General features: G+C 58.7%; 22 protein-coding genes and 1 pseudogene. 8 read left to right on the top strand and 15 right to left on the bottom strand.

Annotation, left to right across the window (positions count from 1 at the left end; genetic code table 11):
* Nucleotide 1 precedes the first annotated feature (1 nt).
* From KAQ61_RS03455 to KAQ61_RS03430, 6 genes are read left to right on the top strand one after another with little or no spacing between them, the layout of a single operon-like run.
* On the top strand, nucleotides 2-592 hold the full coding sequence (locus KAQ61_RS03455) for a retron system putative HNH endonuclease (protein WP_210930509.1): 591 nt from the start codon (nucleotides 2-4) through the stop codon (nucleotides 590-592).
* 28 nt (nucleotides 593-620) lie between these two features.
* Nucleotides 621-3,572 (top strand): DUF1156 domain-containing protein, encoded by a 2,952-nt coding sequence (locus KAQ61_RS03450; protein WP_210930508.1) that lies wholly within the window; start codon nucleotides 621-623, stop codon nucleotides 3,570-3,572.
* Entirely contained in the window at nucleotides 3,569-4,255 is a 687-nt protein-coding gene (locus tag KAQ61_RS03445) for an AbiU2 domain-containing protein (RefSeq protein ID WP_210930507.1), read from the top strand. The genes KAQ61_RS03450 and KAQ61_RS03445 overlap by 4 nt, the downstream gene beginning before the upstream one ends.
* Complete coding sequence (locus KAQ61_RS03440; protein WP_210930506.1) at nucleotides 4,249-5,289, top strand: AAA family ATPase; 1,041 nt, start codon at nucleotides 4,249-4,251, stop codon at nucleotides 5,287-5,289. The genes KAQ61_RS03445 and KAQ61_RS03440 overlap by 7 nt, the downstream gene beginning before the upstream one ends.
* On the top strand, nucleotides 5,282-5,917 hold the full coding sequence (locus KAQ61_RS03435; RefSeq protein ID WP_210930505.1) for a hypothetical protein: 636 nt from the start codon (nucleotides 5,282-5,284) through the stop codon (nucleotides 5,915-5,917). Before KAQ61_RS03440 ends, KAQ61_RS03435 begins: the two co-directional genes overlap by 8 nt.
* On the top strand, nucleotides 5,914-8,751 hold the full coding sequence (locus KAQ61_RS03430; RefSeq protein WP_210930504.1) for an ATP-binding protein: 2,838 nt from the start codon (nucleotides 5,914-5,916) through the stop codon (nucleotides 8,749-8,751). Before KAQ61_RS03435 ends, KAQ61_RS03430 begins: the two co-directional genes overlap by 4 nt.
* A gap of 624 nt (nucleotides 8,752-9,375) precedes the next feature.
* On the opposite strand, the gene KAQ61_RS03425 is transcribed toward KAQ61_RS03430, so the two are convergent.
* A complete protein-coding gene (locus tag KAQ61_RS03425) occupies nucleotides 9,376-10,308 on the bottom strand; it encodes an IS5-like element ISAav2 family transposase (RefSeq protein ID WP_043387407.1) in 933 nt (310 codons plus the stop codon).
* A gap of 133 nt (nucleotides 10,309-10,441) precedes the next feature.
* Here KAQ61_RS03425 and KAQ61_RS03420 point away from each other — a divergent pair, with 133 nt between their 5' ends.
* On the top strand, nucleotides 10,442-10,759 hold the full coding sequence (locus tag KAQ61_RS03420) for a hypothetical protein (protein WP_210930503.1): 318 nt from the start codon (nucleotides 10,442-10,444) through the stop codon (nucleotides 10,757-10,759).
* A gap of 894 nt (nucleotides 10,760-11,653) precedes the next feature.
* On the opposite strand, the gene KAQ61_RS03415 is transcribed toward KAQ61_RS03420, so the two are convergent.
* Both KAQ61_RS03415 and KAQ61_RS03410 read right to left on the bottom strand, forming a co-directional pair.
* Entirely contained in the window at nucleotides 11,654-12,190 is a 537-nt protein-coding gene (locus KAQ61_RS03415) for a HipA domain-containing protein (RefSeq protein WP_244983050.1), read from the bottom strand.
* The gene (locus KAQ61_RS03410) at nucleotides 12,124-12,516 is read right to left on the bottom strand and encodes a site-specific integrase (protein ID WP_244982971.1); all 393 of its coding nucleotides are present in this window, start codon (nucleotides 12,514-12,516) and stop codon (nucleotides 12,124-12,126) included. The genes KAQ61_RS03415 and KAQ61_RS03410 overlap by 67 nt, the downstream gene beginning before the upstream one ends.
* A 238-nt stretch (nucleotides 12,517-12,754) precedes the next feature.
* On the opposite strand from KAQ61_RS03410, the gene KAQ61_RS19060 reads away from it, so the two are divergent.
* Nucleotides 12,755-13,525, top strand: a complete 771-nt coding sequence (locus tag KAQ61_RS19060; protein ID WP_420839379.1) for a plasmid recombination protein — start codon at nucleotides 12,755-12,757, stop codon at nucleotides 13,523-13,525.
* Here KAQ61_RS19060 and arsH read toward each other — a convergent pair.
* The 12 genes and pseudogenes from arsH to KAQ61_RS03345 all read right to left on the bottom strand — a co-directional run.
* A pseudogene (arsH, locus tag KAQ61_RS03400) lies at nucleotides 13,521-14,222 on the bottom strand (arsenical resistance protein ArsH); the annotation flags it as partial. The gene KAQ61_RS19060 and the pseudogene arsH overlap by 5 nt on opposite strands.
* Nucleotides 14,209-14,640 carry an arsenate reductase (glutaredoxin) gene (arsC, locus tag KAQ61_RS03395; RefSeq protein WP_210930501.1) on the bottom strand — a complete coding sequence of 144 codons (432 nt, stop codon included), beginning with the start codon at nucleotides 14,638-14,640 and terminating at the stop codon, nucleotides 14,209-14,211. The pseudogene arsH and the gene arsC, both read right to left, overlap by 14 nt.
* Nucleotides 14,641-14,715: 75 nt before the next feature.
* Complete coding sequence (gene arsB / locus KAQ61_RS03390; RefSeq protein WP_210931681.1) at nucleotides 14,716-15,735, bottom strand: ACR3 family arsenite efflux transporter; 1,020 nt, start codon at nucleotides 15,733-15,735, stop codon at nucleotides 14,716-14,718.
* Between the two features lie 17 nt (nucleotides 15,736-15,752).
* Nucleotides 15,753-17,519, bottom strand: coding sequence for an arsenical pump-driving ATPase (arsA, locus tag KAQ61_RS03385; RefSeq protein ID WP_210930500.1), 1,767 nt, complete (start codon nucleotides 17,517-17,519; stop codon nucleotides 15,753-15,755).
* Nucleotides 17,520-17,532: 13 nt separating this feature from the next.
* Nucleotides 17,533-17,892 carry an arsenite efflux transporter metallochaperone ArsD gene (gene arsD / locus KAQ61_RS03380; RefSeq protein WP_210930499.1) on the bottom strand — a complete coding sequence of 120 codons (360 nt, stop codon included), beginning with the start codon at nucleotides 17,890-17,892 and terminating at the stop codon, nucleotides 17,533-17,535.
* A 31-nt stretch (nucleotides 17,893-17,923) separates the two neighbouring features.
* Nucleotides 17,924-18,424 (bottom strand): arsenate reductase ArsC, encoded by a 501-nt coding sequence (locus tag KAQ61_RS03375; RefSeq protein ID WP_210930498.1) that lies wholly within the window; start codon nucleotides 18,422-18,424, stop codon nucleotides 17,924-17,926.
* 58 nt (nucleotides 18,425-18,482) lie between these two features.
* Nucleotides 18,483-18,809, bottom strand: a complete 327-nt coding sequence (locus KAQ61_RS03370; protein WP_210930497.1) for an ArsR/SmtB family transcription factor — start codon at nucleotides 18,807-18,809, stop codon at nucleotides 18,483-18,485.
* 216 nt (nucleotides 18,810-19,025) lie between these two features.
* Nucleotides 19,026-21,494 carry a PDDEXK-like family protein gene (locus KAQ61_RS03365; protein ID WP_210930496.1) on the bottom strand — a complete coding sequence of 823 codons (2,469 nt, stop codon included), beginning with the start codon at nucleotides 21,492-21,494 and terminating at the stop codon, nucleotides 19,026-19,028.
* Nucleotides 21,495-21,634: 140 nt separating this feature from the next.
* The gene (locus KAQ61_RS03360) at nucleotides 21,635-22,405 is read right to left on the bottom strand and encodes an HNH endonuclease (RefSeq protein ID WP_244982969.1); all 771 of its coding nucleotides are present in this window, start codon (nucleotides 22,403-22,405) and stop codon (nucleotides 21,635-21,637) included.
* A gap of 42 nt (nucleotides 22,406-22,447) precedes the next feature.
* On the bottom strand, nucleotides 22,448-22,648 hold the full coding sequence (locus KAQ61_RS03355) for a hypothetical protein (protein ID WP_210930494.1): 201 nt from the start codon (nucleotides 22,646-22,648) through the stop codon (nucleotides 22,448-22,450).
* A gap of 233 nt (nucleotides 22,649-22,881) precedes the next feature.
* Nucleotides 22,882-25,602, bottom strand: coding sequence for a KGGVGR-motif variant AAA ATPase (locus KAQ61_RS03350; RefSeq protein ID WP_210930493.1), 2,721 nt, complete (start codon nucleotides 25,600-25,602; stop codon nucleotides 22,882-22,884).
* Nucleotides 25,599-26,036 carry a hypothetical protein gene (locus KAQ61_RS03345; RefSeq protein WP_210930492.1) on the bottom strand — a complete coding sequence of 146 codons (438 nt, stop codon included), beginning with the start codon at nucleotides 26,034-26,036 and terminating at the stop codon, nucleotides 25,599-25,601. Before KAQ61_RS03345 ends, KAQ61_RS03350 begins: the two co-directional genes overlap by 4 nt.
* Between the last annotated feature and the right edge of the window lies 1 nt (nucleotide 26,037).

Here is a 26,037-nt window from a genome sequence, read left to right as displayed (position 1 = left end):
CATGGTGGAACTGCAACACCGCACCGTGCCCACACCTGCTCTGACCGCTTTCAATGCCGCCCAACCGACAGCCACCGTGGCTGACTTCAATAGCCTGGCCTTTCAATCGGTCAAGGCGGCGGTGAAGGCCGATCTGAACGCCGACCAGGCTGGCCTGTGCGTTTATTGCGAAAACCCGCTTGCGCCTACCGAAGGCCAGGTAGAACACATCAAGCCCAAGGCCGGTGCCAACGCCCACCCGCACCTGTGCTTCACCTATACCAATTACGCCCACAGCTGCATCAGCAAGAAAACCTGCGGCCAAAGTAAACGCGATCGTTTGTTGCCCATCGAACCCGCACCAAGCTGCAATGCCCAGTTTGCTTTGTCCACCGACGGCACCATCGAACCCATTGCAGGCTTAACCAAAGCCCAGCAACACACGGTGCGCCAGACCCGCGACATGCTGAGCCTGAACGCCGACTCCAATCTGGTCGATGAACGCAAGCGCTGGCTGGCACGCGCCATCGCGGTATTGCAGCAAGCCCCAAACGACATCCAAGACTTTCTGCAAACAGCGCCCTACCGCTACATGCTGGCCACCGCCCTGTAAGCCGACCATCACCCGTTTTTTATCTCCCATGCCCCCAATCCGAACCCCCAAAAAACTCATCGAAGTCGCCCTCCCGCTGGACGATATCAATCGTGCTTCTCAACATGAAAAGTCTGTTCCCCGACGCGGGCATCCTGCAACATTTCACCTGTGGTGGGCGCGCCGCCCGCTGGCCGCCGCGCGCGCCGTCATCTTTGCGCAGATGGTGAACGACCCCGGCGGCGAGCGCGGCTACTACGCGGGCAAAACCCGCGCCCAGGCCGATGCCGAGCGCGAGGAGCTGTTCCAAATCCTGCGCGACTTGGTGAAATGGGAAAACACCAACAACGAAGAAGTGCTGGCCCGCGCCCGCGCCGCCATTGCCAAAAGCTGGCGCGAAACCTGCGAGCTGAACAAAGGCAAACCCGGCTTTAACCCCGACGTGCTGCCCGCCTTCCACGACCCCTTTGCCGGTGGTGGTGCGCTGCCGCTAGAAGCCCAGCGCCTGGGGCTGGAAAGCCATGCTTCTGACCTCAACCCCGTGGCCGTCACCATCAACAAGGCCATGATTGAAATTCCGCCGCGCTTTGTGGGCCGTGCGCCGGTGGGGCCATCCATCGAGGCCGAGCGCGGCACCAAGAAGGCGACGAAGGACGCTTTTGACGACTGGAGCGGTGCCCGAGGTCTGGCCGAAGATGTGCGCCGCTACGGCGCGTGGATGCGCGAACAGGCCCAGCAGCGCATGGGTCACCTGTATCCGACGGTGCAAATTACTCCTGAAATACTAGCTGCCAGCGCTTTCCCAGTAAGCGCCATAGGCCAAAAAGACCATCAAAACGCCGGACTGGCTGGATTGCAGCCGGGCCAAGAGCTGACGGTGATTGCCTGGCTGTGGGCGCGCACCGTGAAAAGCCCCAACCCGGCCTTTAGCCATGTGGATGTTCCTCTCGCCAGCACCTTTATCTTGAGCAGCAAGGCAGGCAAGGAAGCCTGGGTGCAGCCGGTGGTGAAGGGTGACAGCTACCGTTTTGAGGTGCGCACGGGCAAGCCGCCTGCGGAAGCCAAGAACGGCACCAAGCTGGGGCGCGGCGCCAATTTCCGCTGTCTGATGTCGGATGCGCCGATTGAACCTGCGTACATCAAGGCCGAGGGAACCGCCGGACGCATGGGGGCTAAGCTCATGGCCATCGTGGCCGAAGGCGCTCGGGGCCGTATCTATCTGGCCCCCTTGTCAGAGCATGAAGCCATTGCCCAGCAAGCGCAGCCGCAATGGAAGCCAGAAACTGCGTTGCCAGACGACCCGCGCAATTTCTGGACGCTGGCTTACGGCCTGAAAACCTACGGTGACCTGTTCACCCCACGCCAACTGGTGGCCCTGACCACGTTTTCCGATCTGGTGCCCGAAGCCATCGCCCGCATCCGCACTGATGCCCTGGCTGCCGGCATGGCCGACGATGGCCGGGGATTGGACGTCGGGGGTAGTGGCGCTAAGGCGTATGCGGAGGCGGTGATTGTGTATTTGTCTGCAGCCCTTAGTAAGCAAGCTGATTGGTGTAACTCGCTGAGTAGCTATATACCGGCCATTGAAGGGCTAGGACATCTATTCAGCAAGCAATCTATACCGATGGTTTGGGACTACATCGAAACAAATGTTTTCTCAAACTCTGCTGGCAACTACCTCAACCACATTGAATGGGTTGCTCATGCAATTGCGACCTTGCCCACCTCTACAAACAGCATGGCACTTCAATGTGACGCCCAAAGTCAGCAGATAACAGCAAGTAAGGTGGTTTCTACCGATCCGCCGTACTACGACAACATTGGCTACGCTGACCTGTCCGACTTCTTCTATGTCTGGCTGCGCCGCAGCCTGCGGCCCATCTTCCCCAAGCTCTACGCCACGCTGACCGTGCCCAAGGCCGAGGAACTGATTGCCACGCCATACCGCCACGGTAGCAAGCAGGCGGCGGAGGAGTTTTTTCTGGACGGCATGACGGCGGCCATGCACAACCTGGCCGCACAGGCGCACCCGGCCTTTCCGGTCACCATCTACTACGCTTTCAAGCAAAGCGACACCAAGAAAGAAGGCGGCACACACAGCACCGGTTGGGAAACGTTTTTGGAGGCCGTGCTGCGCGCCGGTTTCACCCTCACCGGCACCTGGCCCATGCGCACAGAACGCAATGCGCGCTCCATCGGCATTGGCACCAACGCCCTGGCCTCCAGCATCGTGCTGGTCTGCCGCCCGCGCGATGCCGCTGCCGACACCATCAGCCGCCGCGAGTTCCAGCGCCAATTGCGCGAGCAGCTCCCCGAGGCGCTGGAAACCATGATTGGCGGCACCAGCGGCCAAAGCCCCATCGCCCCGGTCGATCTGGCCCAGGCCGCCATTGGCCCCGGCATGGCGATTTACAGCCAGTACGCGCAAGTGCTCAACCAAGACGGCACGCCCATGCGCGTGCACGATGCGCTGGTGCTGATTAACCGCGAAATCACCGACTACCTGACCCCCGACGCGGGCAGCTTTGATGCCGATACCCTGTTTGCCAACAGCTGGTTCGAGCAATACGGCTGGGCTGAAGGCCCGTTTGGCGAGGCCGATGTGCTGGCCCGTGGCAAAGGCACCAGCGTGGCCGGTGTGGCCGAAGCCGGCGTGGTGCAAAGCGGCGCGGGCAAAGTGCGCCTGCTGCGCTGGGCCGACTACCCCACCGGCTGGAACCCCGCCACCGACCACCGCGCCCCGGTGTGGGAGGCCACGCACCACCTGATTCGTGCCCTCAACACCCAAGGCGAAGCCGCAGCCGGTGCCCTGCTGGCCGCCATGCCCGACAAGGCCGAGCCCGTGCGCCAACTGGCTTACCACCTCTACACCCTGTGCGAGCGCAAAAAATGGGCCGAAGACGCCCGCGCCTACAACGAACTCATCACCGCCTGGCACGCCGTACTAGAAGCCAGCCGCGAAGAAGGCCCGCGCGGGAAGCAGTTGGGGTTTGAGGCATGAGCACACCAGCCGCACCTTCTGCATCAGCTATTTTGGATGTCATCAACAAGGAAATCACGGGCATTCAACTGCTGTGGGAAGCCGTCAACGGGATGTATTTCAGGGCGGCCTCGCGCCCAGGCATTGAGGCGCTGGCGGACGACGTGCCTGCCTTGTACCGACTGATGCAGACGGCCATGATGGAGTCGCTGCTGATTCGCATCGCACGCTTGATGGACCCTTCTGTTAGTGGTAGAGGCGAAGGGCACAAACCCAACTTGAGCCTTGCCCGGCTGGTGGAACAGCAGGAAAGTTTGAAGGGTATATGCGATGGTCTGAAGGCACAGTGGAGCACCTCAGCGCTGGAGTCTGTACGGAACAAGTACCTGAGTCACAACGATTTGGGGCGCTCACAGTCCGAAGAGCACACGCTCAACATCCCGCTGACTGGTGATGATGTTGTGACTGTCGAGAACATGGTTGTGGCTCTGCGTGAATTTCGTGTCGCTGCCAACCGGGAGATATTGCAAAGTACGCATCTGGATGCAGGCTTGATTCAGCAAATTGCTCGTGAATGTGAAACCATCAACGATAGCTTGCGAGCGGGAAATGTACTTTTCAATCTACTGTCAGACCATGCGTTTTTGCAGAAGGCGTGGACGGACACAGAGGCTGCCGACGCAATAAGGAACAAGCCATGCTGAAAAAGGCATCCATCAAAAACTTCGGGCCACTGCCTAATGGTGAGTACCAGTTTGCAGCGGGCCTGAACGTGATCGTAGGCGAGAACGGGCTGGGCAAGTCGCAATTGCTCAAGCTGCTGTATGCGGTGCTCAAGGTGAATGCCGATGCCAAAGACTTCACCAAGGCTGCGCTGCAAAAGGCGTATGCCGACAAGCTGGTGGGCGTTTTTCGGCCTGATGCGCTGGGGCGCTTAGCTAAGCGCAAACAGGGGCGCGAGCGCTGCGAGGTGCGTCTGGAGATGGACGATTCGGCCTTGTCTTGTGCCTTTGGCTTTGCCTCACAGGCCAAGTCAGAGGTGCAATTGGACAAGCTGCCTGCCAAGGCGCTGGAGCAGGCCCCGGCCTATATCCCCACGCGCGAGCTGGTCACGCTGTGCCCCTGGTTTGGGCCGCTGTATGACAACTTTCACCTGCGCTTTGAAGAGAGCTGGCGCGATACGGTCTCGCTGCTGGGTGTGCCCAGCGTGAAGGGAGCACGCGAAAAAAAAGCCGCCAAGCTGCTCAAGCCGCTGGAAGAAGCGATGGGCGGCAAAGTGGTGGTGGACTCTGGCACCGGGGAGTTCTACCTGAGCATTCCCGGCGAGGGCAATATGGAAATGCCGCTGGTGGCCGAGGGCCTGCGCAAGCTGGCCATGCTGGCGCGCCTCATCAGCACCGGGGCATTGTTGGACAAGGGCTATTTGTTTTGGGATGAGCCTGAGACCAACATGAACCCCAAGCTCATCAAGGTGCTGGCGCGCAGCATCTTGACGTTGTGCCAGCAGGGCATTCAGGTTTTCATCGCCACGCACAGCTATTTTTTGCTGAAAGAGCTGGATTTGCTGTCGCGCCAGTACAGCGTGGAGCAGCGCTTTTTGAGTTTGGTAGCTACCAGCCCAGACCGGGTGGTGACCTTGCGGCAAGCCAGCCGTTTGCTGGATTTGGAGACGGTGGTTGCACTGGATGAGGAGCTGGCCCAGTACGACCGGGAACTGCAAGTGCAGGCGCATGGCTAAGCCCACCCACTCCATTTACGAAGGTGCTGCAGGGCGACAACTGCGCTTTGACTTTCCGCAGTCGTGGCAGGCGCTGAAGTTTGACGAATCGGCCTGGTACCGCAACACCATCAAAACCCGCGTGAAAGCCATGGACCTTGTGGCCTGCCTGGATGCCACCCATTGGTGGATTGAGGTCAAGGATTGCAAGGGTTTTGAGGCCGACAGCCTGCCGCGCCTGTCGCCCAGCGATCCCGAAGAGGTGGCCGTAGTCAGGACGTGGGCCAAAAGCCAGGGGCACGATCGGGCGGTGTCCATCCAGCGCGCCAAACCGTTTGTGGTCGATGAAGTGGCCGAGAAGCTGGAGGGCACGCTGCTGAGCCTGGCCGCTGCTGTGCGCGCAACCCCAGTGCAGACCGATGCTGCCGCGGTGGCACCCTTTGCGCGCGCCATGGATGCCGCTGCGCAATGGTCGGTGGTGCTGCTGTTGACCTGGAACCCTGCCGCACGCGACTTTCGCCGCCTGGCGATGCGCTTGCGTGACAAGTTGCGCCAGCGCCTGGTCGCCTATAACGTGCAATGTTTTGTTTTGAATGAAAGCGAGTCCGCGCCACACCAGCCGTGGACTGTGACCCGAGTAAAACCATGACCATTAAACCTTGGCGCGAAGTCGCCCACCCCCACAAAGACGTGCTGGAAGGCACGTTCAAGCAAAGTGAATTTGCGGCGGACATCTCGCAAGTCCACGCCGGCACCGCGCCCCAGGAGTACCAGGACGCCGAGAAGTTTTTTGCCCGCACCTTCATCACCGAGGGCATGCGCCTGTTGCTGCAAAGCGTGGCCGAGCGGCTCTCGGGCCGGGGTGGCGATCCGGTCATCCAGCTGCAAACGGCCTTTGGTGGCGGCAAAACGCACACGCTGCTGGCGGTGTACCACCTGGCCTGCCGCCAGTGCCCCACCGAGCGGCTGGCAGGCATTCCGCCCATTCTGGATGCGGCGGGCATTGCCTCGCTGCCCCAGGCGCGCGTGGCGGTGGTCGATGGCATCAAGTTCTCGCCCAGCCTGGCGCGTTCGCATGCAGGCATCACGGTGAACACTTTGTGGGGCGATTTGGCCGTGCAACTGCTGGGGGCCGAAGGTTATGCCCTGCTGGCCGAGGCCGACCAGGCCGGTACGTCACCAGGCAAAGAGGCTTTGACCACGCTGCTGCAACGCGCCGCGCCCTGCGTGGTGCTGCTTGATGAGCTGGTGGCCTATGTGCGCCAGTTGGAACCGGGCAAGAGTTACCCCGGCGGCACGTTTGACAGCAACATCACCTTCATCCAGGCGCTGACCGAGGCCATGAAGGGCGTGCCCAACGCCATCTTGCTGGCCTCGCTGCCCGAATCAGAAACCGAGGCTGCAGGCACCCAAGGCCAGCGTGCCCTGACGGTGCTGGAAAAGTACTTTGGCCGGGTGGAGTCGGTGTGGAAGCCGGTGGCTGCGCAAGAGGCGTTTGAAATTGTGCGCCGCCGCTTGTTTGATTCTGCGGGTGATCCTGTGCAGATACATGCCACAGCGCGAGCTTTTGGCGAACTGTATCGCCGGAATCCAACCAAGTTTCCAGTCGATGTGCAAGAAGCGCGCTACGAGGAGCGCATGGCCAACGCCTACCCGATTCACCCCGAGGTGTTTGACCGGCTGTACGAGGATTGGTCCACGCTGGACAAGTTTCAGCGTACGCGCGGGGTGTTGCAATACATGGCCATTGTCATCCACCGGCTGTGGAACAGCAATGACAAAGATGCGTTGATCATGCCAGGCTCGTTGCCCCTGGACGACGCGCTGGTACGCAATAAAAGCATCCACTATCTGCCCAATGGCTGGGAGCCGGTGATTGAGCGCGAAATGGATGGGCCGGATTCGGCTGCCGCCGATATTGACGGTCACGACACCCGCTTTGGCAGCGTGCAGGCCGCGCGGCGTGTGGCACGCACGATTTTCTTGGGCAGCGCCCCATCCAACGCAGCACAGGCAGTGCGAGGCATTCGGGTTGATGGCATTTTGCTTGGCGCTGTGCAGCCAGGGCAAGCAGTGGGCACCTACGAGGACGTCATCAAGCGCCTGCGCGACCGATTGCATTATCTTTACGGTGAGAAAGACAGCTACTGGTTTGACACGCGCCCCAACCTGCGCCGCGAAATGGAAAGCCGCAAGGCCAACCTAAAAGACGCTGACGACGTACTGCCGCTGCTGCGCGAGCGAGTTGGACGCGTATTTTCCAAGGGCAATCATTTTTCGGGTATCCACGTTTTTACGCCATCGGCTGATGTGCCAGACGACTTTGGCATCGGGCCAAAGTTGGTGGTGCTACCGCCCAGCGCGGGCTATCGTCGCCAGGATGATGGTGCTGCTCTGCTGGCTGCTACGGAACTACTGGAAAAGCGTGGTGATGCACCGCGTCTCAAACGCAATCGCCTGATTTTCTTGGCACCTGATAGCGATGCTGTGCAGCGCCTGCGCGATGCCGCACGCACCTATTTGGCGTGGAAATCCATTGTGGAAGACGTCCAGAACCGCCGCATCGACCTGGGCACTTACCAAGCCGATCAGGCCAAACGTGCAATGGATGGTGCCGAGGATGGTGTCAAGCAAATGGTGCGTGAAACCTACCGCTGGTTGATGGTACCCACCGAAGAGATGGGCCGCGGTAAGTTGACTTTGCGCTGGGAGGCTGTGGCCTTGTCTGCGTCTGCTCCGAGTATTGTCGATGCTATTGAAAGCAAGCTCAAAGAGGAAGAATGGTTGGTAAGTTCATGGTCACCCGTGCACATGAACCGGATGCTGAACCAGTGGTATTTCAAGGAAGGTATCACTGAAGTCTCAGCCTTGAAGGTGTGGCAGGACAGTTGCCAGTATCTTTATTTGCCACGCCTGTTGAACGCTGATGTTTTCGTCCAGACGATAACGGCAGGCTGTGCTCAGCGTGATGGTTTCGGCTATGCCGCAGGCAAAGATGGTGAGCGGTGGATAGGGTTCGTGTTTGGGCAGACAGCGCTGGTGACAATGGACAGCGATAGCCTGCTGATCAGCCATGATGCGGCACTTGCATACCAGCAAAAGCAGGAAGATGAAGAGCGCGCTCGGGCTGCCTCGGCCAATAGCGTAGCCACGATTACCTCCCCACCCCTGACCCCACCCCAAATCATTGGCAGACTGCCTCTTGGTGCAGAAAAAACAGCAGTAGCTACAGCTGCATCTCCAATATTGCCCAATCGTTTCTTCGGAGCAGTGGAGGTCGAGGCAGATACAGCCACGATGGACTTTTCAACCATTGTCAACGAAGTGATCCAGCACTTTTCTGCCCAGATGGGCGTTGACGTGCGAGTCACGGTAGAGATCGAAGCGCGCAGCAAGAATGGTTTTGACACAGCGATACAACGAGCAGTGAAGGAGAACTGCGGCGTTCTCAAATTCCATGCAGCAAACTTCGAGGAGGATTAAGCTCGGTCTTAAGACAAAAACGCTGTTCCACTGCACACCCGGCTTTGCGCGCCAGGTGCTTCTTTGAAAAGAGAGATGCGGATAAAAACTTGGACTGGTTTTATGCGGCGAGACCAAGTTTTTTCCGGTATTGCACAGGGATCAAACGCCCCTGGGATAGTCGGCCCTGCAAAATTCAATTTCAAGCCATCAACAGCTTTTCACGGTCTTGTGAAGTTGCCCCTAGATGATCACGCCTACTCCTTAATGTTTGGTCGCTTGCTGGTGAATAGCCCATCCACGCAAGTGATGACGGCCTGAAAAGGCAAGATGCCCGCGAAACGCGGGTATCTTGGGGAGGCGACTTGCTGGGAGGGGGCCCATTCAAGCACTACTGCGCTTGGAATCGCTTTATGCAGACCATCCCTAGCCGTCTTCAGGATGTCAGCTTTTTGACCTCTCGTTCCAGTTCCTTGATGCGCTAGGCATCCGAACTGGTGGTGCCGGGGCGTTGGCCACTGTCAACCTCGGCCTTCGTGACCCAATCGTTCAAGGTCTGCAGCACGCAGCCAATCTTTGTGGCAATCGATTGGCTTTGTTGCATAAATCGGCCATAGGCCAAGGCATCCCCAATCCCAAATAGATTTACGCAGCAGCGACTGTCTGGGGCGTGCCCAGAGCGGTAAATTGATTGAGGATTGAAGCTCGGATGTGCAGCTCGGTCACCTGGCGCTCAAACGTCCTGGCCATGACCTTCTCGCCCAGGCGCTTGAAGCAATTCATCTTGGTCTCCACCAGTGACCTTCGGTGGTAGCCGCTCCAGCGTTTCCAGATAGCCCGCCCCAACTGCCTACACGCCTTGACCGCTTCATTGCGGTGAGCAAATGCCAGCCCTTTGCGCAGCTTCGCTCCTTTGCGCGGCGGGATGATTGGAATGGCTCCCCGCAGGTAGCACGCCTTATGTACATCCTGCGTGTCGTACGCCCCATCACCGGTAAAGCTAGCTATCTCTTCATTGCTTGGAATTTGACCTAACAGGTCTGCTGCCATGGGCGAGTCGCCCACTTCATTGGTTGTTACTGCGATGGCCCGAATCTGCAGTGTCTGGGCATCAATACCCAGATGCACCTTGCGCCACTGGCGGCGGCGCTCGGCACCGTGCTTTTTGGTTTTCCACTCACCTTCGCCCAAGAACTTGATGCCCGTGGAGTCGGCCAGCATGTGCAAGCCTTTGTCACTTGCACGGTAGCGCACCTGCACATCCAAGCTCTTTTGCCTGCGACACACCGTGCTGTAGTCGGGCACTGGCCAATGCAGGCCTGCCATACCCAATAGCGACTCAACCAGGCCCAGTGTCTGGCGCAAGGGCTGGCCAAACAAGCACTTGATGGTCAGGCAAAACTGGATGGCCGCATCTGAGAACTTCTGGCAACGACCACGCTTGCCCGTGGGCCGAGCTAGCCACTGCATATCCCTATCGAGCCAAATGGTCAGCTCACCTCGCGCCTTCAACGCTGCGTTGTAAGCCTTCCAGTTCGTTGTGCGGTACTTAACCCGACCCCAGCTCGTCTCTCTCATCTCCCGAGCCTACCTCAGCTGCGACCGGCATTTGTGCAACAACGCCCAATCGATTGCCACATGGTTCCCTATCTCGTCGATCGCACTCTCCGTACTGGAAAGCCTACTCAGACAACCCCAGGCCCTGATTTTGATGCCGCATAGCATCTTGCCCGCGCTGGGGGCATCCACCGCCAAATTTGCCGTTATTGATCTGGCGGTCGATGCGCAATTGCTGGCCATCCCCCCTGGGTGTGGTCAGTTCCAGCAATCACGCTGGGGTATGCACAGCCAGCGCACGACGTTGGCATGGCCAGGTGGCAAGAATGCTTGGACGCTGGCCGGTTTTCAAATTCGGAGGCCCGGTGGCAAAAAGGAAGGATTTGATTCCAAGACGCCTACGCAAACCGCCACTACACCTACGCGTGGCGGTCTGGGAGCGGGCACAGACAGCATTGTCACCGCTCACTGAACGATGGCCCTCAATTTTTCAGCTGCGCCAACATGGCTACGGACAAGGCCCAGGCAATCCAACTTGCTGACGAGCCCAGCACCACCTGGCCAAGCACCATCCCGCCTTCCAGCCCGTGTGTGCGAACGCGGCGCCGTGGATTGGCAGCCACAGACCTTCACCGCCAAGATTGCCACCAACGTGCATGCCTGCGGCGCTTTGCATGGAACCCTCTTACCGCTTGCAGCATGCGCCGCTGGCCGGGGCCGACCATCGCGCGGTCGGCAAGGCGCTTTGCGCAGGGATGACCGCCTCTGCGACCGAAGCTGGGGGGATTGCCTGCCACCGCCCCCTGGGCTTAGCGCGGCACACACGCCCTACCCCATCGGACACTGGCGTACAGAAGGCGACACGCAGCTGCCGACCACTGGCGCACGACCAGGCACAGCCACTGGGCTTCTGGGTGGCAGCAATTCTGCACGGGTTTGCAGGTCCAGCTGTGCACGGGCTTTAGTCTGCACGGTTTCACCGGAGCAGTTGTGTCTCACCACAGCGGCTTGCACAATGCTTCGGGCGCGAGCAAAGCCAAAACTCCTCTGGCTACAACCGGTTCCACGCCTTAGCGAAGGTAAAAACCACGTCATCTTCCGTCACATCCGCCATGCTGCCCACTCCCTGTTAGTTCGCACCCCTTGATGCCCCGGTCATTCCCCGCATCAGCCATGAATTTCCCTGTTGACCGCCAACTGTGCGGGAGTGCCAGGCATCCCTTTGGTCAGCCTCACCCTGTATTCCAGGTTGCTGGAAACCAGCAATCTAGTTTGCGGAAAATCGGCAATCCAGTTTGCTGAAATCCAGCAATCCAGTTTGCGGGAATCCCGCAAACTGGAATCGAGGCAAAAGCCCTGTACCTCATCAATCAAGTACAGCCAGAAAACGGTGTGCTTGGGCACGTGCTCCGTCGTAGATTTGCTTCGCGATACTCGGTGACACACTAGGATGCAGGTCAGCATTGACTTGCTCAATCGCGGTGTCCAGCTGCGCCAGCATCTCCAGCATCGCGGGCCACATCCCGTCAACCCGCGTCCACTCTGCCAAAGCTTTCCAGTGCCGACGCTGGATTTTCTGCAGGTGGTAGTGGCGGCTTTGGGTCCCTGGAACAGCCATGACCATCTTGGCTTTCTGCCAAGCAATCTTTCCATGGCCATGGCCTATTACCGGCCATGCCGACAACACGTCATACAAAGGCGTCGCGATATAGCCTCCGCTAGGTTGCATGAAGATGGAGAAGTTTTTGGCGTGCCCGTCGATAGCACCCAAAAGCCAAAACGCCAGCTGCGCCATGACGAAGCGCGCGCAATCTTGCGCAGACGCCTGGCTCTTGCTCAACACTTGCAAGCATTGCGCGATCCCTGGGCCACCATCCGCTTCGTACTTCTGAGTGCTGGCAATCCCCAGCCACCGACACGCGGTAAACGCATGAGTAGTTGCGCCAAATACGGCGTCAGCGGAATGACGCGGACCTCATCCACCTTGTCAGCCAAGGTCAACTTGCTCCAGCGGAAATCCACCTGCTGCCAAGTCAAAGCTGCCACTTCTTCGCGGCGTGCCCCTGTCAGGAGCAAAGTTCTTAAATAAGCACTGGCGGTTTGGTTGGACAACTGCTCGACCCCACTCCACCAGCTTTGCACCTGCGCTGCCTCCAAAGCATCGGTCCGCCGAACACTAGCAGGCAAGCTTTCCACAATCGCAGGGGCTTTGCCGGCATCACGGTCCACCAACGCCCGATATTCGGTTTGAGCTGCACACCATCGTTGTATTCCTCTGAGTTGAAGAAGTTGTGATGGCCGCGACTTTGAAAGTCACGACGAACATGAGCCCCCTACATGTTCGTATTTTTGTGATGGCAACAGAGATTCAGATTGCAGGTGCTCACCGATCCAAGCCCTGCAATTCAGTCGGCAGAAAACCTGCCAGCGAGTTGGCTGGGTCCGCTCTATACGAAGCGTCTGCTATGTGGACCGCCGGACACGCCCTGCCAACCTGCTGGTGCGCTTTGCCAAGCTCAAGGGCCCCACGGCAGCGCTGCGGGCGGCTCGGCACAATCTGCGCGAGCTGGCCTTGACGCCCAACATCACCCCAGGCCAGCAGCATCTCAACCTCGTCTTGCTCGGGCACCAGACGGCTGATGCGGTCAACGCTGCCTACAAAGCACAGCTGGAAGCAGCAGGGATCGACAAGCTCCGGGTGGATGCCGTGCGCCTGATCGAGGCCTTGGTCAGCCTGCCTGTGGGCATCCGCGATGACGAATCCGCGTACTTCCAAGCTGCTTTGGACTGGATGGCCACAGAGTTTGGCAGCGCCAACATCCTGAGCGCGGTCGTGCACAAGGATGAAAGCGCACAGCACATGCATGTGCTGATCGTTCCCCTGGTCCAGGGCCGCATGCAAGGCTCCGATTTGCTGGGCGGTAAAGCACAACTGCGTGCGCGCTTGGCACGTTTTGAACAAGCCATGCAGCCCCACGCTGCAGCGCTAGGCCTGCTGGACCATTCCGAGATGGCGCAGACGAAAGAACAAATGGCCAGGTCAGTCATTCGCAGGTTGCAATACCTCCAAGACCCGATGTGGGAAAGCTGCGTGGCCCAGCAGCTTCGCAACTGCATCGAAGAAGCCCCCCAGGCGTTTTATGCAGCCCTGGCACCGGTGTTGGGGCACGCCAGCACCCTGAGTCCGCCTCGCCCTCGACCTTGTGAGCCGTGCGCTCCGTCTTCAGGCTACTGTTGACCCGCTTGGACAGCTGCTCTGCGCTTTCACGGCGCTCGCTGTAGCGATTGACCAGATAGTCCGCACAGTCTCTGGTCAGAAGCGTGAACTTGACCAACTCCTCCATCACGTCCACCACGCGCTCGTAATATGACGAGGGCTTCATCCGGCCAGCTTCATCGAACTCCATGAATGCTTTGGCCACGGAAGATTGATTAGGGATGGTGAGCATGCGCATCCAGCGGCCAAGCACACGCATCTGGTTGACCGCGTTGAAGGACTGAGATCCCCCGCACACTTGCATGACAGCCAAGGTTTTGCCTTGGGTCGGACGCACGGCACCCACGGACAGTGGAATCCAGTCGATCTGTGCCTTCAGAATGCTGGTCATTGCACCATGGCGCTCGGGCGAGGTCCACACCATACCTTCTGCCCATTGCGCAAGCTGCCGCAGCTCTTGCACCTTGGGGTGGCTTTCAGGGGCATCGTCAGGCAAGGGCAAACCGCGGGGGTCAAAGATTTTGGGCTCAGCCCCCATCTTGCTCAGCAGTCGTGCAGCCTCTTCGGTCAGCAGTTGGCTGTAAGAACGCTCACGGGCCGACCCGTACAGCAGCAAAATGCGTGGAGGATGACTCGCTCGCGCAGTGGGCAGCAACCGGGCAAGATCCGGGACATCAAACAAGTCGTTGTCGATATTGGGTAAATCAGGGTTTAGCAACACGTTGTCCTTTCGCGTCGATGACGGCCTCTCCGTCTTCCTTGTAAAAGGCACCCTGCTGGGGCTGCGGCAGGATATCCAGCACCGCCTCGGAAGGACGGCACAAACGGGTTCCCAGTGGCGTCACCACAATCGGGCGATTGATCAAGATGGGGTGCTGCAGCATGAAGTCGATCAACTGTGCATCGGTCCACTGCATGTCCGCCAGTCCCAGCTCATCGAACGGAGTGCCTTTTTGGCGCAAGACGTCGCGCACTGGGATACCCATGGCGGCTATCAATTGCTGCAGCGTTTCCCGGTCTGGTGGCGTCTTGAGATATTCAATGACCGTTGGCTCTTCTCCGCTGTTACGAATCAGGCTCAACACATTGCGCGACGTGCCGCATGCAGGGTTGTGGTAGATGGTGATTGTGCTCATGCAATGGCCTCTTTGAGACATTCAATGTAGGTGGCGAAGGATCTGGACTGTTGGGAGAAACAGTCGTTGGGCGCGTCAAGCAGCAAAACGTGCACGGGTGCGGTTGGCAAATGCCACCAGGGACAACATCACCGGCACTTCGACCAGCACGCCCACCACCGTGGCCAAGGCAGCGCCTGAGTTCAGGCCGAACAGTCCAATCGCCACAGCCACCGCCAATTCAAAGAAGTTGGACGTTCCAATCATGGCGCAGGGTGCAGCAATCGCATGTGGCAAGCGCCACAACCAAGCCCAGGCATAGCCCAGAGCGAAGATGGCATAAGACTGGATGAGGATCGGAACAGCGATCACTGCAATCAAGGTGGGCTGCGCCAATATCACGGGCCCCTGAAAGCCAAACAGCAGCACCACGGTGAGCAGCAGCCCGAGCATGGAAGCCGGCTTGATGCGTGCTGTGAAGTCCGAAACTGCAGACTCGCCACCCCGCGCAATCAAGCGCTTGCGCGTCCACCAGCCAGCCATCAGCGGCAGCACGATGTACAGCACCACGGACAGCACCAGCGTTTCCCAAGGGATGGCAATTTCAGTCACGCCCAGCAGCAGCGCCACGATGGGGGCAAATGCCACCACCATCACCAAATCGTTGACCGACACCTGCACCAGTGTGTAGTTCGGATCACCTTTGGTCATCTGCGACCAGACAAACACCATGGCGGTGCAAGGTGCTGCGCCCAGCAAGATCAATCCGGCGATGTATTGCTGGGCATCACCTGGCGGGATCATTCCGGCAAACACGTACTCAAAGAAAAGCACCGCCAACGCAGCCATGGTGAAGGGTTTGATCAGCCAGTTGATCGCCAGCGTGATGACCAAACCCTTTGGCCGCTGGCCTACTGCTTTGAGCGAGCCCAAGTCGATGGCAATCATCATGGGGTACACCATGGCCCAGATGAGCACGGCGACGATGAGGTTGACCGAAGCGTATTCGATGGACGCTAGTGTGCTGAACAGCCCAGGCATGAGGTTACCCAAAGCCAGTCCAGCCAGGATGCACAGTGCCACCCAAAGCGTCAGGTAGCGCTCAAAAATTCCCATTGGGGAGGTGGATCGATTCATGCCGCTTTCCAGTTCGCCAAGGCTCGCAGGCGCTCAGCCCCCACAGGTTCTTCGGTCAACAGTGGCACCACCGCATACCGCTGCGCGTGCTGCGTAGCGACTGCCTTGATTTCGTGCAGCTCGTTGCGCGCACGCTGGCGCAACAAGGGAGACTGCGGGTGAGCAGCTGCCACACTGTTGTTGATGACCCAGGCCCAAGGCTCAATGCCGGCGCGGCGCAAGTCGGCCTGCAAGTTGGCAGCCTCCAGCACGGGCGTTGTTTCTGCCAAGGCCACAATCACCACCTTGGTTTGCTTGGGGTCCTGCAGCTGCATCATCGGGGTTGTGAAGTGAAGCCCCGTCTCCCCCATTTGCCGGGCGATGTCGCGGTGGTAAGCCCCCGTGGCATCCAGAAGCAGCAAGGTATGGCCCGTAGGAGCGGTATCCATCACCACGAACTTATTGCGCCCTTCGCGAATGGCTCGCGAAAAAGCTTGAAACACGGCGACCTCTTCGGTGCAGGGCGAGCGCAGGTCCTCTTCCAGCAAAGCTCGACCTTCGGCATCCAGCTTCGCGCCCTTGGTCTCCATCACGTGTTGTCGATAGCGCGCGGTGGCCTCATGGGGATCAATGCGGCTGAGGGCCAAATTGGGCAGCGCTCCTTCCAGCGTGTCAGCCAAATGTGCAGCAGGGTCAGACGTGGTCAGATGCACAGGCAGGCCTCGGGATGCCAGCTCCACAGCAATCGCTGCAGCCAGCGTGGTCTTGCCCACGCCACCTTTGCCCATCACCATGACCAGGCCATGACCATCGGCCGCGATGTCGTTGACCAGCGCCGACAAATCTGGCGCATTCAGCCGTTCTGGCAGTTCAATGCTTGCAGCACTCGAGGCTGGGCCAGCATCGGTCAGCAGATGGCGCAAGGCATCCAGTCCCACAAGGTTGAAAGGTTTGAGCTCAATCTGATCGCGTGGCAAAGCCTGCAGCGCCTGGGGAATGGCGGCCAGTGTCGCTTGCTCTCTGGCATAAATCGCTGCGGCCAACGGATCGGTTTGCGCCTCGTTTGCAGGAAAAACTCCGTTGATCACCAGATGCTGCTGCGTCAGACCGATGGCCGCCAGCTCTTCGTGGGTGCGCGCTGCTTCGCGCAAGGTCGTGCGCTGTGCTCGTGCCACCAACACCAGGCGCGTGCGATCAGGATCTGCCAGTGCATCAACGGCAGCTTTGTACTGGCTGCGTTGTTTTTCCAAGCCCGCCAAAGGCCCCAGACACGACGCATCGCCCTTACCCGCTTCCAAAAAGCCACTCCATGCCCCGGGCAGCTGCAACAGGCGAATGGTATGCCCTGTGGGCGCTGTATCAAAAATAACGTGCGCGTAATCGTGGGTCAGTGAACTGTCGGTCAACAGCGCCGTGAACTCATCAAACGCGGCAATTTCCGTGGTGCATGCACCAGACAGCGACTCTTCAATGCCTTTGACTACGTCATCTGGCAACACGCCGCGCACCGGGCCGGCAATGCGATCACGGTAAGCCTGTGCTGCCGCTTGCGGATCAATTTCCAGCGCCCACAAATTGGGGACCGCGCCAATCGCCGTGATGTGGTTTCCGATCCGCTCATCAAACACTTGACCTACGTTGGAAGCCGGATCGGTGCTCACGAGCAATACACGCTGCCCCTGCGAAGCCAGTTGAACGGCTGTTGCACACGCGATAGAGGTCTTGCCTACGCCGCCCTTACCGGTAAAAAAGAGAAAGCGTGGTGGTTGGTTCAGAAAATTCATCAGGCCTCCTGTGTTAGCAGCAACGGCCACCAGAGCAACAACCGCTCTGGCTGGAAGTCGGGGGGGAGATCTCGATACCAGCCCAGCGTGCAAGTTCAGCACGCGTGGGATAACGGCCTGCCAACGCAAACTCTCCACCCACTAGCACCAAAGGCAGCGACTCCTGGCCTGAGCGTTCCAGAAAGCCTTTAACGATGGTGTTCTGCGCAAAAGCCATCGGCTGCTGGGCAAGGTTGAAGCGCTCGATGTGCGCGCCGTTTTGCTTGGCCCAGTCCGCATCAGCCGCAAAACTCACCAGCTGTTGGTCCACTTCAACGCCACACACGCCGGTGCTGCAGCACAGCGCAGGATCAAAGATCTGAATACTTGGCATGGGATGTCCTTTCACTCCAGATTGGGTGGACTTACTGCTGTTGCCCGATCTTGCGAAGCTCACTTTGCAGCGACATCGCATCCAGACGGTGAAGGGGCAAAGACAACAACAGCTCGATACGGCGTCGCAGCATCATTGCTGTGTCCCTGAATGCCTTGACCTGCTGCTCTTCGGTGCCTGTCACTGCCGCTGGATCGGGCAGACCCCAGTGCGCCGAGACTGGGTTACCTGGCCAAAGCGGGCAGACTTCGCCAGCTGCGTTATCACAGACAGTAAAAATGAAGTCGAACACGGGTGCTTGAGACGCCACAAATTCGTCCCAACTCTTGCTGCGATAACCCGTGTCTGGCATGTGCAATCGCTTCAGCGTTGCCAGTGCCTGCGGATGAACTTCGCCTTTGGGTTGACTGCCGGCAGAAAACGCCCGGAACTTTCCTTTGCCCAGTTCATTCAGGATGCCCTCCGCAAGAATGGAGCGGGCAGAGTTGCCGGTGCAGATGAACAGTACGTTGTAAGTGGCGTCTGTGGACATGGTTTGCTTTCTCAGCAGCAGTGGGGATGGGTTGGCATTAAGACCTGTTGAGCCCTAGCTACTCGCATTTGCACAAGGCAGCCTGGTTAGGCATACAGACAGTGCCTTGGCAGCAGTTTTCCGTGAGATAGGTCAGCAGCTCATTCATCGTGGGGAAGGCAGCGCGATACACCAGATTGCGCCCCTGCCGCTCCTGCGTGACCAGCTCGGCATGAGCCAGCTCTTTCAGGTGAAAAGACAGTGCATTAGGTGCAACGCCCAACTGCTCAGCCAAAGCGCTTGGAGTGAGACCTTGCTGGCCAGCTACTACCAACGCACGAAACACTCTCAATCGAGCTTCGTGAGCCAAGGCGGACAGGGCACGGATGACGTTGGCTTCTTTCATAAGTTGATAATACAACAACTATTGAATTAATAGTCAATTCAAGCCACTTCTTCTACGTTTGTTGACTTCCACCCAGAAGTGACCCACTAGCCCCCGGCGGGTAAGTTTTGCGTGGAAATCAACAGACGCCTCACCCCAGCGATTTCGCTTGCCTTATGGATCGCATTTCAATGCGAGAGCGCTTGGCATCTTCGGCTGATGGCGGCTTGCTCTGGCCTATCGCCTGGTTTTGCTTTGCCCCTCTTCCCAGCCTTCTTTGACCCCTGCCGTGAAGTCGCGCCAAAAGTCTGAGACAGATCGAGTTCTTTCACGCACGTTGTCCCCCAGGGTTGGGCGCTGAGACATGACTCGCAACCACTCCAGCAGCTCCACCTGATACACCGCCGGATGCAGCGTGCAAGTTCCCAGCCACAGCAGCAGCTGTTCGGCAGCCGCTTCAATATCTGAACCTGCCTCCTGAGAAATGGTCTGCAGACGCAGCCAAGCCTCGCGCAGAAAGCGCAGCTCATCGTTCAGTCGCCAAGCCACATATTCCTTCGCCAAGTCAGGCCCTGAGGCTATGCGTGACTTGAGCCGTTCCGCCTTGTCTTTCAGGCCTGACTCCAGCCGCTCGACCAGAGTTCGATAGGCCTGGCACGCTTGCTCCTGCCAAACCATGTAACCCTTGCCGCGCACCACCTTGTCGGCCAAGGCCTTCGCTCGTTCCGATTGTGTGCGGCTCAAAATGGGCAAGACCGAACCCAACACCAAGCCACCCGCAGGGCCAAACACCAGCAAGCCGATGGTCACACCAGCAAAATTGCCTGCGACCGCCAGCCCTGCTCGTACTGTTCCATTGACGATCACCTCCTGCAACGCCTGGGAAGCCGTCGTTTGCCCCGCGCTGTAGCGCCGCCATTCGTGCAGGGCACTCAGTACCACGGCAAAAGTAGGCACCTGGGGGTGCAACAAAGCATCCCCCGCGTCCAGCGTGTTTTCCGTGACCTGGAGCACCCCTTCCTGGCTGTAGCCTTCGACAAAATGGACCTGATTGGCCCAGTCCGGCAACTGCCCCTTTTCTTCGGCTTGGGCCAACATGTCTGCCACCTCGGCATTGGCCAGCACCGGATAGTCGTAGCGCTCAAAATGGTGCTGCAGCAAGGACAAGTCCGCCGCGTTTTTCACCTGGAACTTCACACCGTCCACCATCAGGTCCCAGCCTGGTTCATTGGCAGTGGCCGGAAACTCCACAATGTGCCCTTGCTGAACCAACTGGCTGGCTACCACCTGTTCCGCCACATAGCCCTTCAGGTTGCTGATGGCACCCAACTGGGCTTCGGCACTCAGCGAAGCCACCGCGTGGGCAAACGCGGCGAACTCCAATGGATCGGAAAGGTCCGACAAGCGCGAAAAATCGGCCGCCTGCAGCACTTGCGGGTGAAGCACATGCAGGTGATACAGCAATTCACCCAGCGTCAATGCAGACATGGCAGCCATATCAGATGGCGCATCGTCGCCCACGCGCATGACACGAATCCAACCGTCGGCCTCCGGCGAACCGGGCAAACCGCGCTCCATGATTTGGGTCACTTCCGGGCGCAAGGCCACTGCGGAACGGTGGGCGGGGCCTATCAACGCCCAGTCGCTGCTGTAGCGCTGCTGCACCTCACGCGACAATGTTCCCAGGCGGTGCAGCTCAGACACACGAGCAAAAACCTGCCCCATCCCCCGCAAGCCCGCGTTACCCGCATTCAAACCGTTGAGCGCCAGCAACGCAATCACGCGCATGGCAATGGCCGCCTGAATCTTCTGATTGGCGGAGCGTGCAGCCCACCATCCCGTACCCAGCGTGGCAAGCACAATGGTGACCGGATTGGAAAGCACCGCCACAAAAGACACCAGCGCTGGGCCACTCACCAGCGGAATAAATGCCGACGCCTGGGCGGCAAGGATGTACGCAGAGAACCCCGCCACACTCACTGCTGTGCCCAGAGACGCCAGCCCGCCCCCAGTGAGCAAGATGGTTCGTATGGCTTCGTCATTCAGTTCACGCGCACCAATGGCCTCCAGCAATTGATTCCGCGCAGCCGGGTCCAGCTGTGATACCCGCTGCCGAACATCGGCCACCAAAGCCTGACGTGCTGTGGCATGCGCTGCATCATCACTTTGCATGACCTGGGCCAGCATCTCGTCCAACGTCTGGCGAGCCAAAGCGTCCAGGCTGCCTGGGGCCGTGCGGGTTTCCATGCCCAAGCCAGCTTTGGCCTTATCGAGCATGCCCGGCTGCAGTGAAGCCAGCAAGGTCGCCACCAAATCATCGGCAGCAGTGCCGGCCGAGCGAAGGCTGCCAAACGTCAACGCCTTCAGCCCAAATGCTTCTCGCAGACGCATCCATAGCAAAAGGCGCAAATCATCGTCCGGCACGGGCGCCTGCTGCCACCCGATGACGCCCTGCTGCAATGCTGCAACGGACGACGGGATTGCGCCTGCGTCGCCCTCCTGTTGCCCATGGGTTCTGGATGCCCACCTCTTCCCCAAAGCATCCATGCGCTCTGACAAGCGCTGCTGCAGGGTTCCGTCTTCAAACAAGGCCAGGCAAGTGGCCAGCAAATGGCGCGGCGCCACCCCCAGCCCAGCCACCAAATCCCGCGACTGGAGGACCGAAGCCTGTTGATTGACCGATGGAGAAGGGAGCCGGTGATTCATACTGTTGTGGATCAACCCAAGGATCCAACAGCTTATCGGCGCAGAGCAGCCGTGTCAGCACAAAAAGCTCTGGTCATCGTGGCTTGCAGGCTCACAGGCCGCCTCAGCGATGAAAGCAGCCTTCGCTTATTTGCCGTTGCTCAGTGGCCCGCCATAAACCGCTGCCGGTGATAGCTCAGGTAGGGCTGATGTTCCGGCGCCATCCAGCGCAGCCGCATTGCCGGGCTCAGGCCCAGCACGGCGCACGAGGCCGTGTTCAGCTCCGGCGAAAAAAGTACACGGCCTTGCTCGTCAAAACTCAGCAAAAACTGGTCAAACAAGGCATCCAGGTGCGCCGCCAACAACAGGCCATTGAACACATCCAGCCTCTCGGCATCACTGTCGCACACAGCCCACGGTTTGGCGTGGCTGGCCCGCAGCACGGGCGCCAGCGCCAGCCCAGTCACCGCGCAAGCACCACCCCAGTAGTCCAGCATGGCCTGGCGGTAGGCTTGCTGTCCTATCCGTTGGCGCACCATGCGCAGTACTTCGGTGTTCTGCGCTACTGGCGGGGCCAGCTGCGCCAGCTCCGCCTGCACCTGGTGCTCGAACGCCGTTACTGCCTGGTTCGGCAGCGCTTGCGACAGCGCGGCAGCACGGCGCAGCCAATGGGCCAGAAGAGCCTCCGATGGCAGCACAAAGCTGTTGGCATCCGCCAGGCTGGTGACAAAGGTGCGTGCCAGCTCTTGCGCCAGCGTGGGGCTGCCGGTGTCAATGCGCACCTCGTACCCCTGCTCCACCACCGCCACACGCACCCGCGCCGGGTGCCGGGCCGACGCCAGCGCCGCATGTTCTGCATCGCCGGGCAGCACATATTCAAAGCCGTTGTCATGGCCGGCTTTTTCAATGAGGGTGCGTTGCAGGGGGTTCATAGACAATGAGGAATCGGAAGGGTGATCCGATTTCATCCGATTTCATCCGATCTGATCCAATGCCATCCAATTCGATGCTCCGATCCAATAGTGCGCTGCCTGCCCGGCCCCCTTCAGAACGAGCGAACCCGCCTTGCACATGCGCTTGAGCAAACTCTTCACCTGTCCCTCGCTCAGGCGGCACAGCTCCATTGCGTCCGCACGCTTGATGCGCCCGTGCCCGCGCACGTAACTCAGCACCATCTGCTCGTGCTGAATGGGGACAAAGCTTGCCTAACGCGTGTAGGTAGCCTTATCCGCCACAGGCCTGGTATGCGGTGGTCGGGGTGCAAGCCGGTGGGCTTATCACCCTCCGCATTGACCAGACACACCACAGCCTTAACCAATTCGGTGTCTGGCAGGCGCTTGCGGTCCCTATTGAATTCGACAGTGAGTGTTTCCGAAAACGGGATGGCGTGCTCCATCTTCAGTCAGCATCAAAAAGGCATCTTGCCCAAGTTCTTCTTCAGCAAAGCCTGGATTCTGGGGCGCCCCCCGGACAAATCGAACCTGAGGCCCGCGCGGTAAATCTCGGGAAGAAACAAGCGCTTTTCGCCCAAGGACGGATCCAAATCCTCGTAAACCACACCCAACTCTCGCAACGCGGTCAATTCGTCGGCTTGCAGACTGACCGATGACGCACTGAATGGAATGGATCGCTCGGTGATATTTTCGGCATCCATGCGTTCACTCCAACTTCTGAGTGGCTGAATTTCCAGTGTGGCTTCCTTCACCTTTTCGTGGCTGCACCGGGGGATGGCCTTGCGCATCGATTCTGGCGAAAGAATTCGCTCCGCCCAAAATGCATTGGGGTTCTTGGTTTCCTCTTCGGCGGCAAAGCGAAAAAATCGCACCAGATCACGGGCCTGAAAACGGCCTGTCAGGTCACACAGTGCAGCATAAACCCATCGAGCAGAGTGCCCCTCCTTGGAATCTGTCTGCCCAAGCTTATGCCCCCATAGTTCTATCAATTTTTCGATGAGCTCTCCAACAGACAGAGTTTGCGCCCTATCGACCGTCGCGCCCACAATGCCCGCCTTGGCACACAGCCAGTAGGCAAGTCGCAAAAAACTCTCAGGGTTCCAAGTCAACGCAAACGCGCTAAAGCGCGACATAAATTGCCCCAAGTTTTGTTTGATGGCCGCCTGCACATAGTCAATCCGCACAAAAACCAGTGCGCCTACGCTCTGATTTGGCAGCTCGCCCAAACGGTTCACCAGCTTGAGCAGCGATTCGATAGCCTTGGTTTGTTTGGCATCGCTGGGTTTCTTGAACACATCTTCCACCCCATCGAACACCAGCACAACGGACTGACCTTGTGCAGAGAGTTGCTCGTTGATCGCCTGCAACCCACGGCCAGAGCAACCTAACGAGGCAGCAATCAAGTCGGCCCAAAAGTCATCCCAATGTCGGGCCTCGGAATCTAAATTAGCCTCAATCTGTCGTTGAATCTCGCTCAAAGTAAGTGCCTGCGTGCCCAAGCCGAGTTGCTGAATACCGGCATCTTTTGCATTGCCTACAGTGGCTCTCGCTGCGCCATCCACATTGCCGGACCACAGCACCGGGAAAATGATGCGCTGCTGTGCGACAGCCGCATCGTGAGCCATTTCACCCACACGCTGCAAATAATTGCTCCAGTTTCTGGATTGGCAAATTTGCAAATAGGTGAACGTCTTTCCTGCACCTTTCGCACCTACCAACACTGCGTTGGGGATGTCATTTGCGAAATGCTTACCTAAATTGCGTAGCGGCTCCGTCACCAGCCAATCATCGATGGCGGAATGCTCTGCGTATTCCCTCTTGCAGACCTCAAGCAAAGCTTGGGCGGAATCGATGCGATTGATGGGGGGCGCCGTGCGGTTCTCTACCACCTTGCGTGCTGCTGCAGCGGTGGTTGCCCACTCCTGGGCACTGCTGGCATACAAGGAAGATTTTTTCAGCAGATCAAACGCATCGCGCACTGAGCCAATGGCCATCAGTGAGGGAGAGAACTCCGCCTCCAGCCACTCGACCCCTTCATCCAGTACATCATTGACCGGCGGATAGGCCTGTTCAATGCACTCTTTGGCCAGACCGAAATCCGGCAGGCGGCGCAAATCCGTCGTTAACAGGCTGATCACCACTGATGGCTTGGCCGCTTGGCGTTGCGGAGCAGGCAGTGCACGGTGAAATGCGTGCAAACGGCGCAAAACCTCGCACATTCCAGACACTGACTGCTTCGCCACGGTGGTCACAAAATAATGCTCTACACGGGGATCAAAAATCACAGGGCTGGCCAATTCGCTCAGGCCCGCACGCAGATCGATGAACACCGCATCCGCACCCAGACGCTTGCCCAGGGCGTGCAAATGGTCGGTCAATATCCATGGGTTGTTGGGGTTGCGCGCAAGATGACCTGGCTGCACCGGCATGTCCTGAATTTCAGCCAGATCCAGCGCAGCAGGCAGCACAAATAGCTCACGCTGTGAGCCATCCACATTCAACGAGGTTTTTTTCAACTGCTCGGCAAAAAAATTGAGGCTCGCCTCTTCGCTGACGGGTGGGTAATGCATCGCCTCCAGAAACTGAACGAAAGACACTTGAGGCCTATTTTTTTCGTCCAACCAGAACGTGACACCGGGCGCCTCAAGGTCTGCATCGACCACAAGCACCTTGACTGGCCCTTGTGCATCGGCGGGATGTAGCCGCGCCGTCACATAGGTCATCAGCGCCGTTGTGCGCCCCACGCCCCCTTTGAAGGAGTGAAACGACACCATCCTCGGCCCATCGGTAAACGCATGCGGCAGATCAAAGACGGCAGACGTACTATCTGGCGCATCATCCAGATAAGCGACTTCGCGCCAGAGTGGGTACAGCGGCAATCGATGGGGCCTTGGTGCGGCCTCCACCTGCTCCAGCCGGATGGGGTACACCCCATCGCCTGCGCGCAGATGCAACTGCCAAGGTGCATGAAAAAAAGCCTTGCCAAAAACGGTTTGCAACCAATCTTTTACACCAGCTTCTTCACCTGAATAAGCAATATCCATCCCGTCGTGGTAGCAGTCCACCGAATGCACGCCTTCGGGCAGATAACTCCAAAGCTGCGTTTTTTGCTTCAGGACACGCTCTACGTCCAGCCATGTCAGCAGGCGCTCAGGCACAGTTAATGGGTAGGTCATGATTTCAATTCCTTCTCAATCAGCCGGTGGACGGCTTCCAGTTGCGCTTCCATGCCTGCGTCGTCCACTGGCGCCAAGAGCGTGCCTCCATAGCGCCAGGCTTGGTGCAAGTTTTCCACGCTGTTTCCTTTGCGCGGCAAGGGCTTGTGTCGTTCATCATGTGCATCAGGTAGATCAAACGTTGGCGACAATCTCTTACCCAAGTGCAATTGTTTGATGATTTCGTTCAGATCGTGTCCCGTCTTGCTGATGTCATCTGCATCAAACAACGACCGGCTGGCCTGCTTGAGCCACACCGCCTTCAGACCGCACTCAATGGCATAAACCAATAACAGTCGATTTACGTTCCCCCTAGGTTGCCGGACAGATGCTGCATAGAGATCCCTCCAGGCCTTGAAAAGCTCGCGATAAGTGAAAAGTATTTTCTTTGCCATG

Source organism: Comamonas aquatica (assembly GCF_018064205.1).
Lineage (GTDB): Bacteria > Pseudomonadota > Gammaproteobacteria > Burkholderiales > Burkholderiaceae_C > Comamonas > Comamonas aquatica.
The sequence above is the reverse complement of the archived record's forward strand: the minus strand, read 5'-3'. Positions and strand labels throughout refer to the sequence as shown.

Excerpts from the sequence above, each read along its gene's own strand:
- KAQ61_RS03455 (WP_210930509.1), top strand. The coding sequence starts at position 2 with ATGGTGGAACTGCAACACCGCACCGTGCCCACACCTGCTCTGACCGCT.
- KAQ61_RS03450 (WP_210930508.1), top strand. The coding sequence starts at position 621 with ATGCCCCCAATCCGAACCCCCAAAAAACTCATCGAAGTCGCCCTCCCG.
- KAQ61_RS03445 (WP_210930507.1), top strand. The coding sequence starts at position 3,569 with ATGAGCACACCAGCCGCACCTTCTGCATCAGCTATTTTGGATGTCATC.
- KAQ61_RS03440 (WP_210930506.1), top strand. The coding sequence starts at position 4,249 with ATGCTGAAAAAGGCATCCATCAAAAACTTCGGGCCACTGCCTAATGGT.
- KAQ61_RS03435 (WP_210930505.1), top strand. The coding sequence starts at position 5,282 with ATGGCTAAGCCCACCCACTCCATTTACGAAGGTGCTGCAGGGCGACAA.
- KAQ61_RS03430 (WP_210930504.1), top strand. The coding sequence starts at position 5,914 with ATGACCATTAAACCTTGGCGCGAAGTCGCCCACCCCCACAAAGACGTG.
- KAQ61_RS03425 (WP_043387407.1), bottom strand. The coding sequence starts at position 10,308 with ATGAGAGAGACGAGCTGGGGTCGGGTTAAGTACCGCACAACGAACTGG.
- KAQ61_RS03420 (WP_210930503.1), top strand. The coding sequence starts at position 10,442 with ATGCCGCATAGCATCTTGCCCGCGCTGGGGGCATCCACCGCCAAATTT.
- arsC (WP_210930501.1), bottom strand. The coding sequence starts at position 14,640 with ATGAGCACAATCACCATCTACCACAACCCTGCATGCGGCACGTCGCGC.
- arsB (WP_210931681.1), bottom strand. The coding sequence starts at position 15,735 with ATGGGAATTTTTGAGCGCTACCTGACGCTTTGGGTGGCACTGTGCATC.
- arsA (WP_210930500.1), bottom strand. The coding sequence starts at position 17,519 with ATGAATTTTCTGAACCAACCACCACGCTTTCTCTTTTTTACCGGTAAG.
- arsD (WP_210930499.1), bottom strand. The coding sequence starts at position 17,892 with ATGCCAAGTATTCAGATCTTTGATCCTGCGCTGTGCTGCAGCACCGGC.
- KAQ61_RS03375 (WP_210930498.1), bottom strand. The coding sequence starts at position 18,424 with ATGTCCACAGACGCCACTTACAACGTACTGTTCATCTGCACCGGCAAC.
- KAQ61_RS03370 (WP_210930497.1), bottom strand. The coding sequence starts at position 18,809 with ATGAAAGAAGCCAACGTCATCCGTGCCCTGTCCGCCTTGGCTCACGAA.
- KAQ61_RS03365 (WP_210930496.1), bottom strand. The coding sequence starts at position 21,494 with ATGAATCACCGGCTCCCTTCTCCATCGGTCAATCAACAGGCTTCGGTC.
- KAQ61_RS03360 (WP_244982969.1), bottom strand. The coding sequence starts at position 22,405 with ATGAACCCCCTGCAACGCACCCTCATTGAAAAAGCCGGCCATGACAAC.
- KAQ61_RS03355 (WP_210930494.1), bottom strand. The coding sequence starts at position 22,648 with ATGGTGCTGAGTTACGTGCGCGGGCACGGGCGCATCAAGCGTGCGGAC.
- KAQ61_RS03350 (WP_210930493.1), bottom strand. The coding sequence starts at position 25,602 with ATGACCTACCCATTAACTGTGCCTGAGCGCCTGCTGACATGGCTGGAC.
- KAQ61_RS03345 (WP_210930492.1), bottom strand. The coding sequence starts at position 26,036 with ATGGCAAAGAAAATACTTTTCACTTATCGCGAGCTTTTCAAGGCCTGG.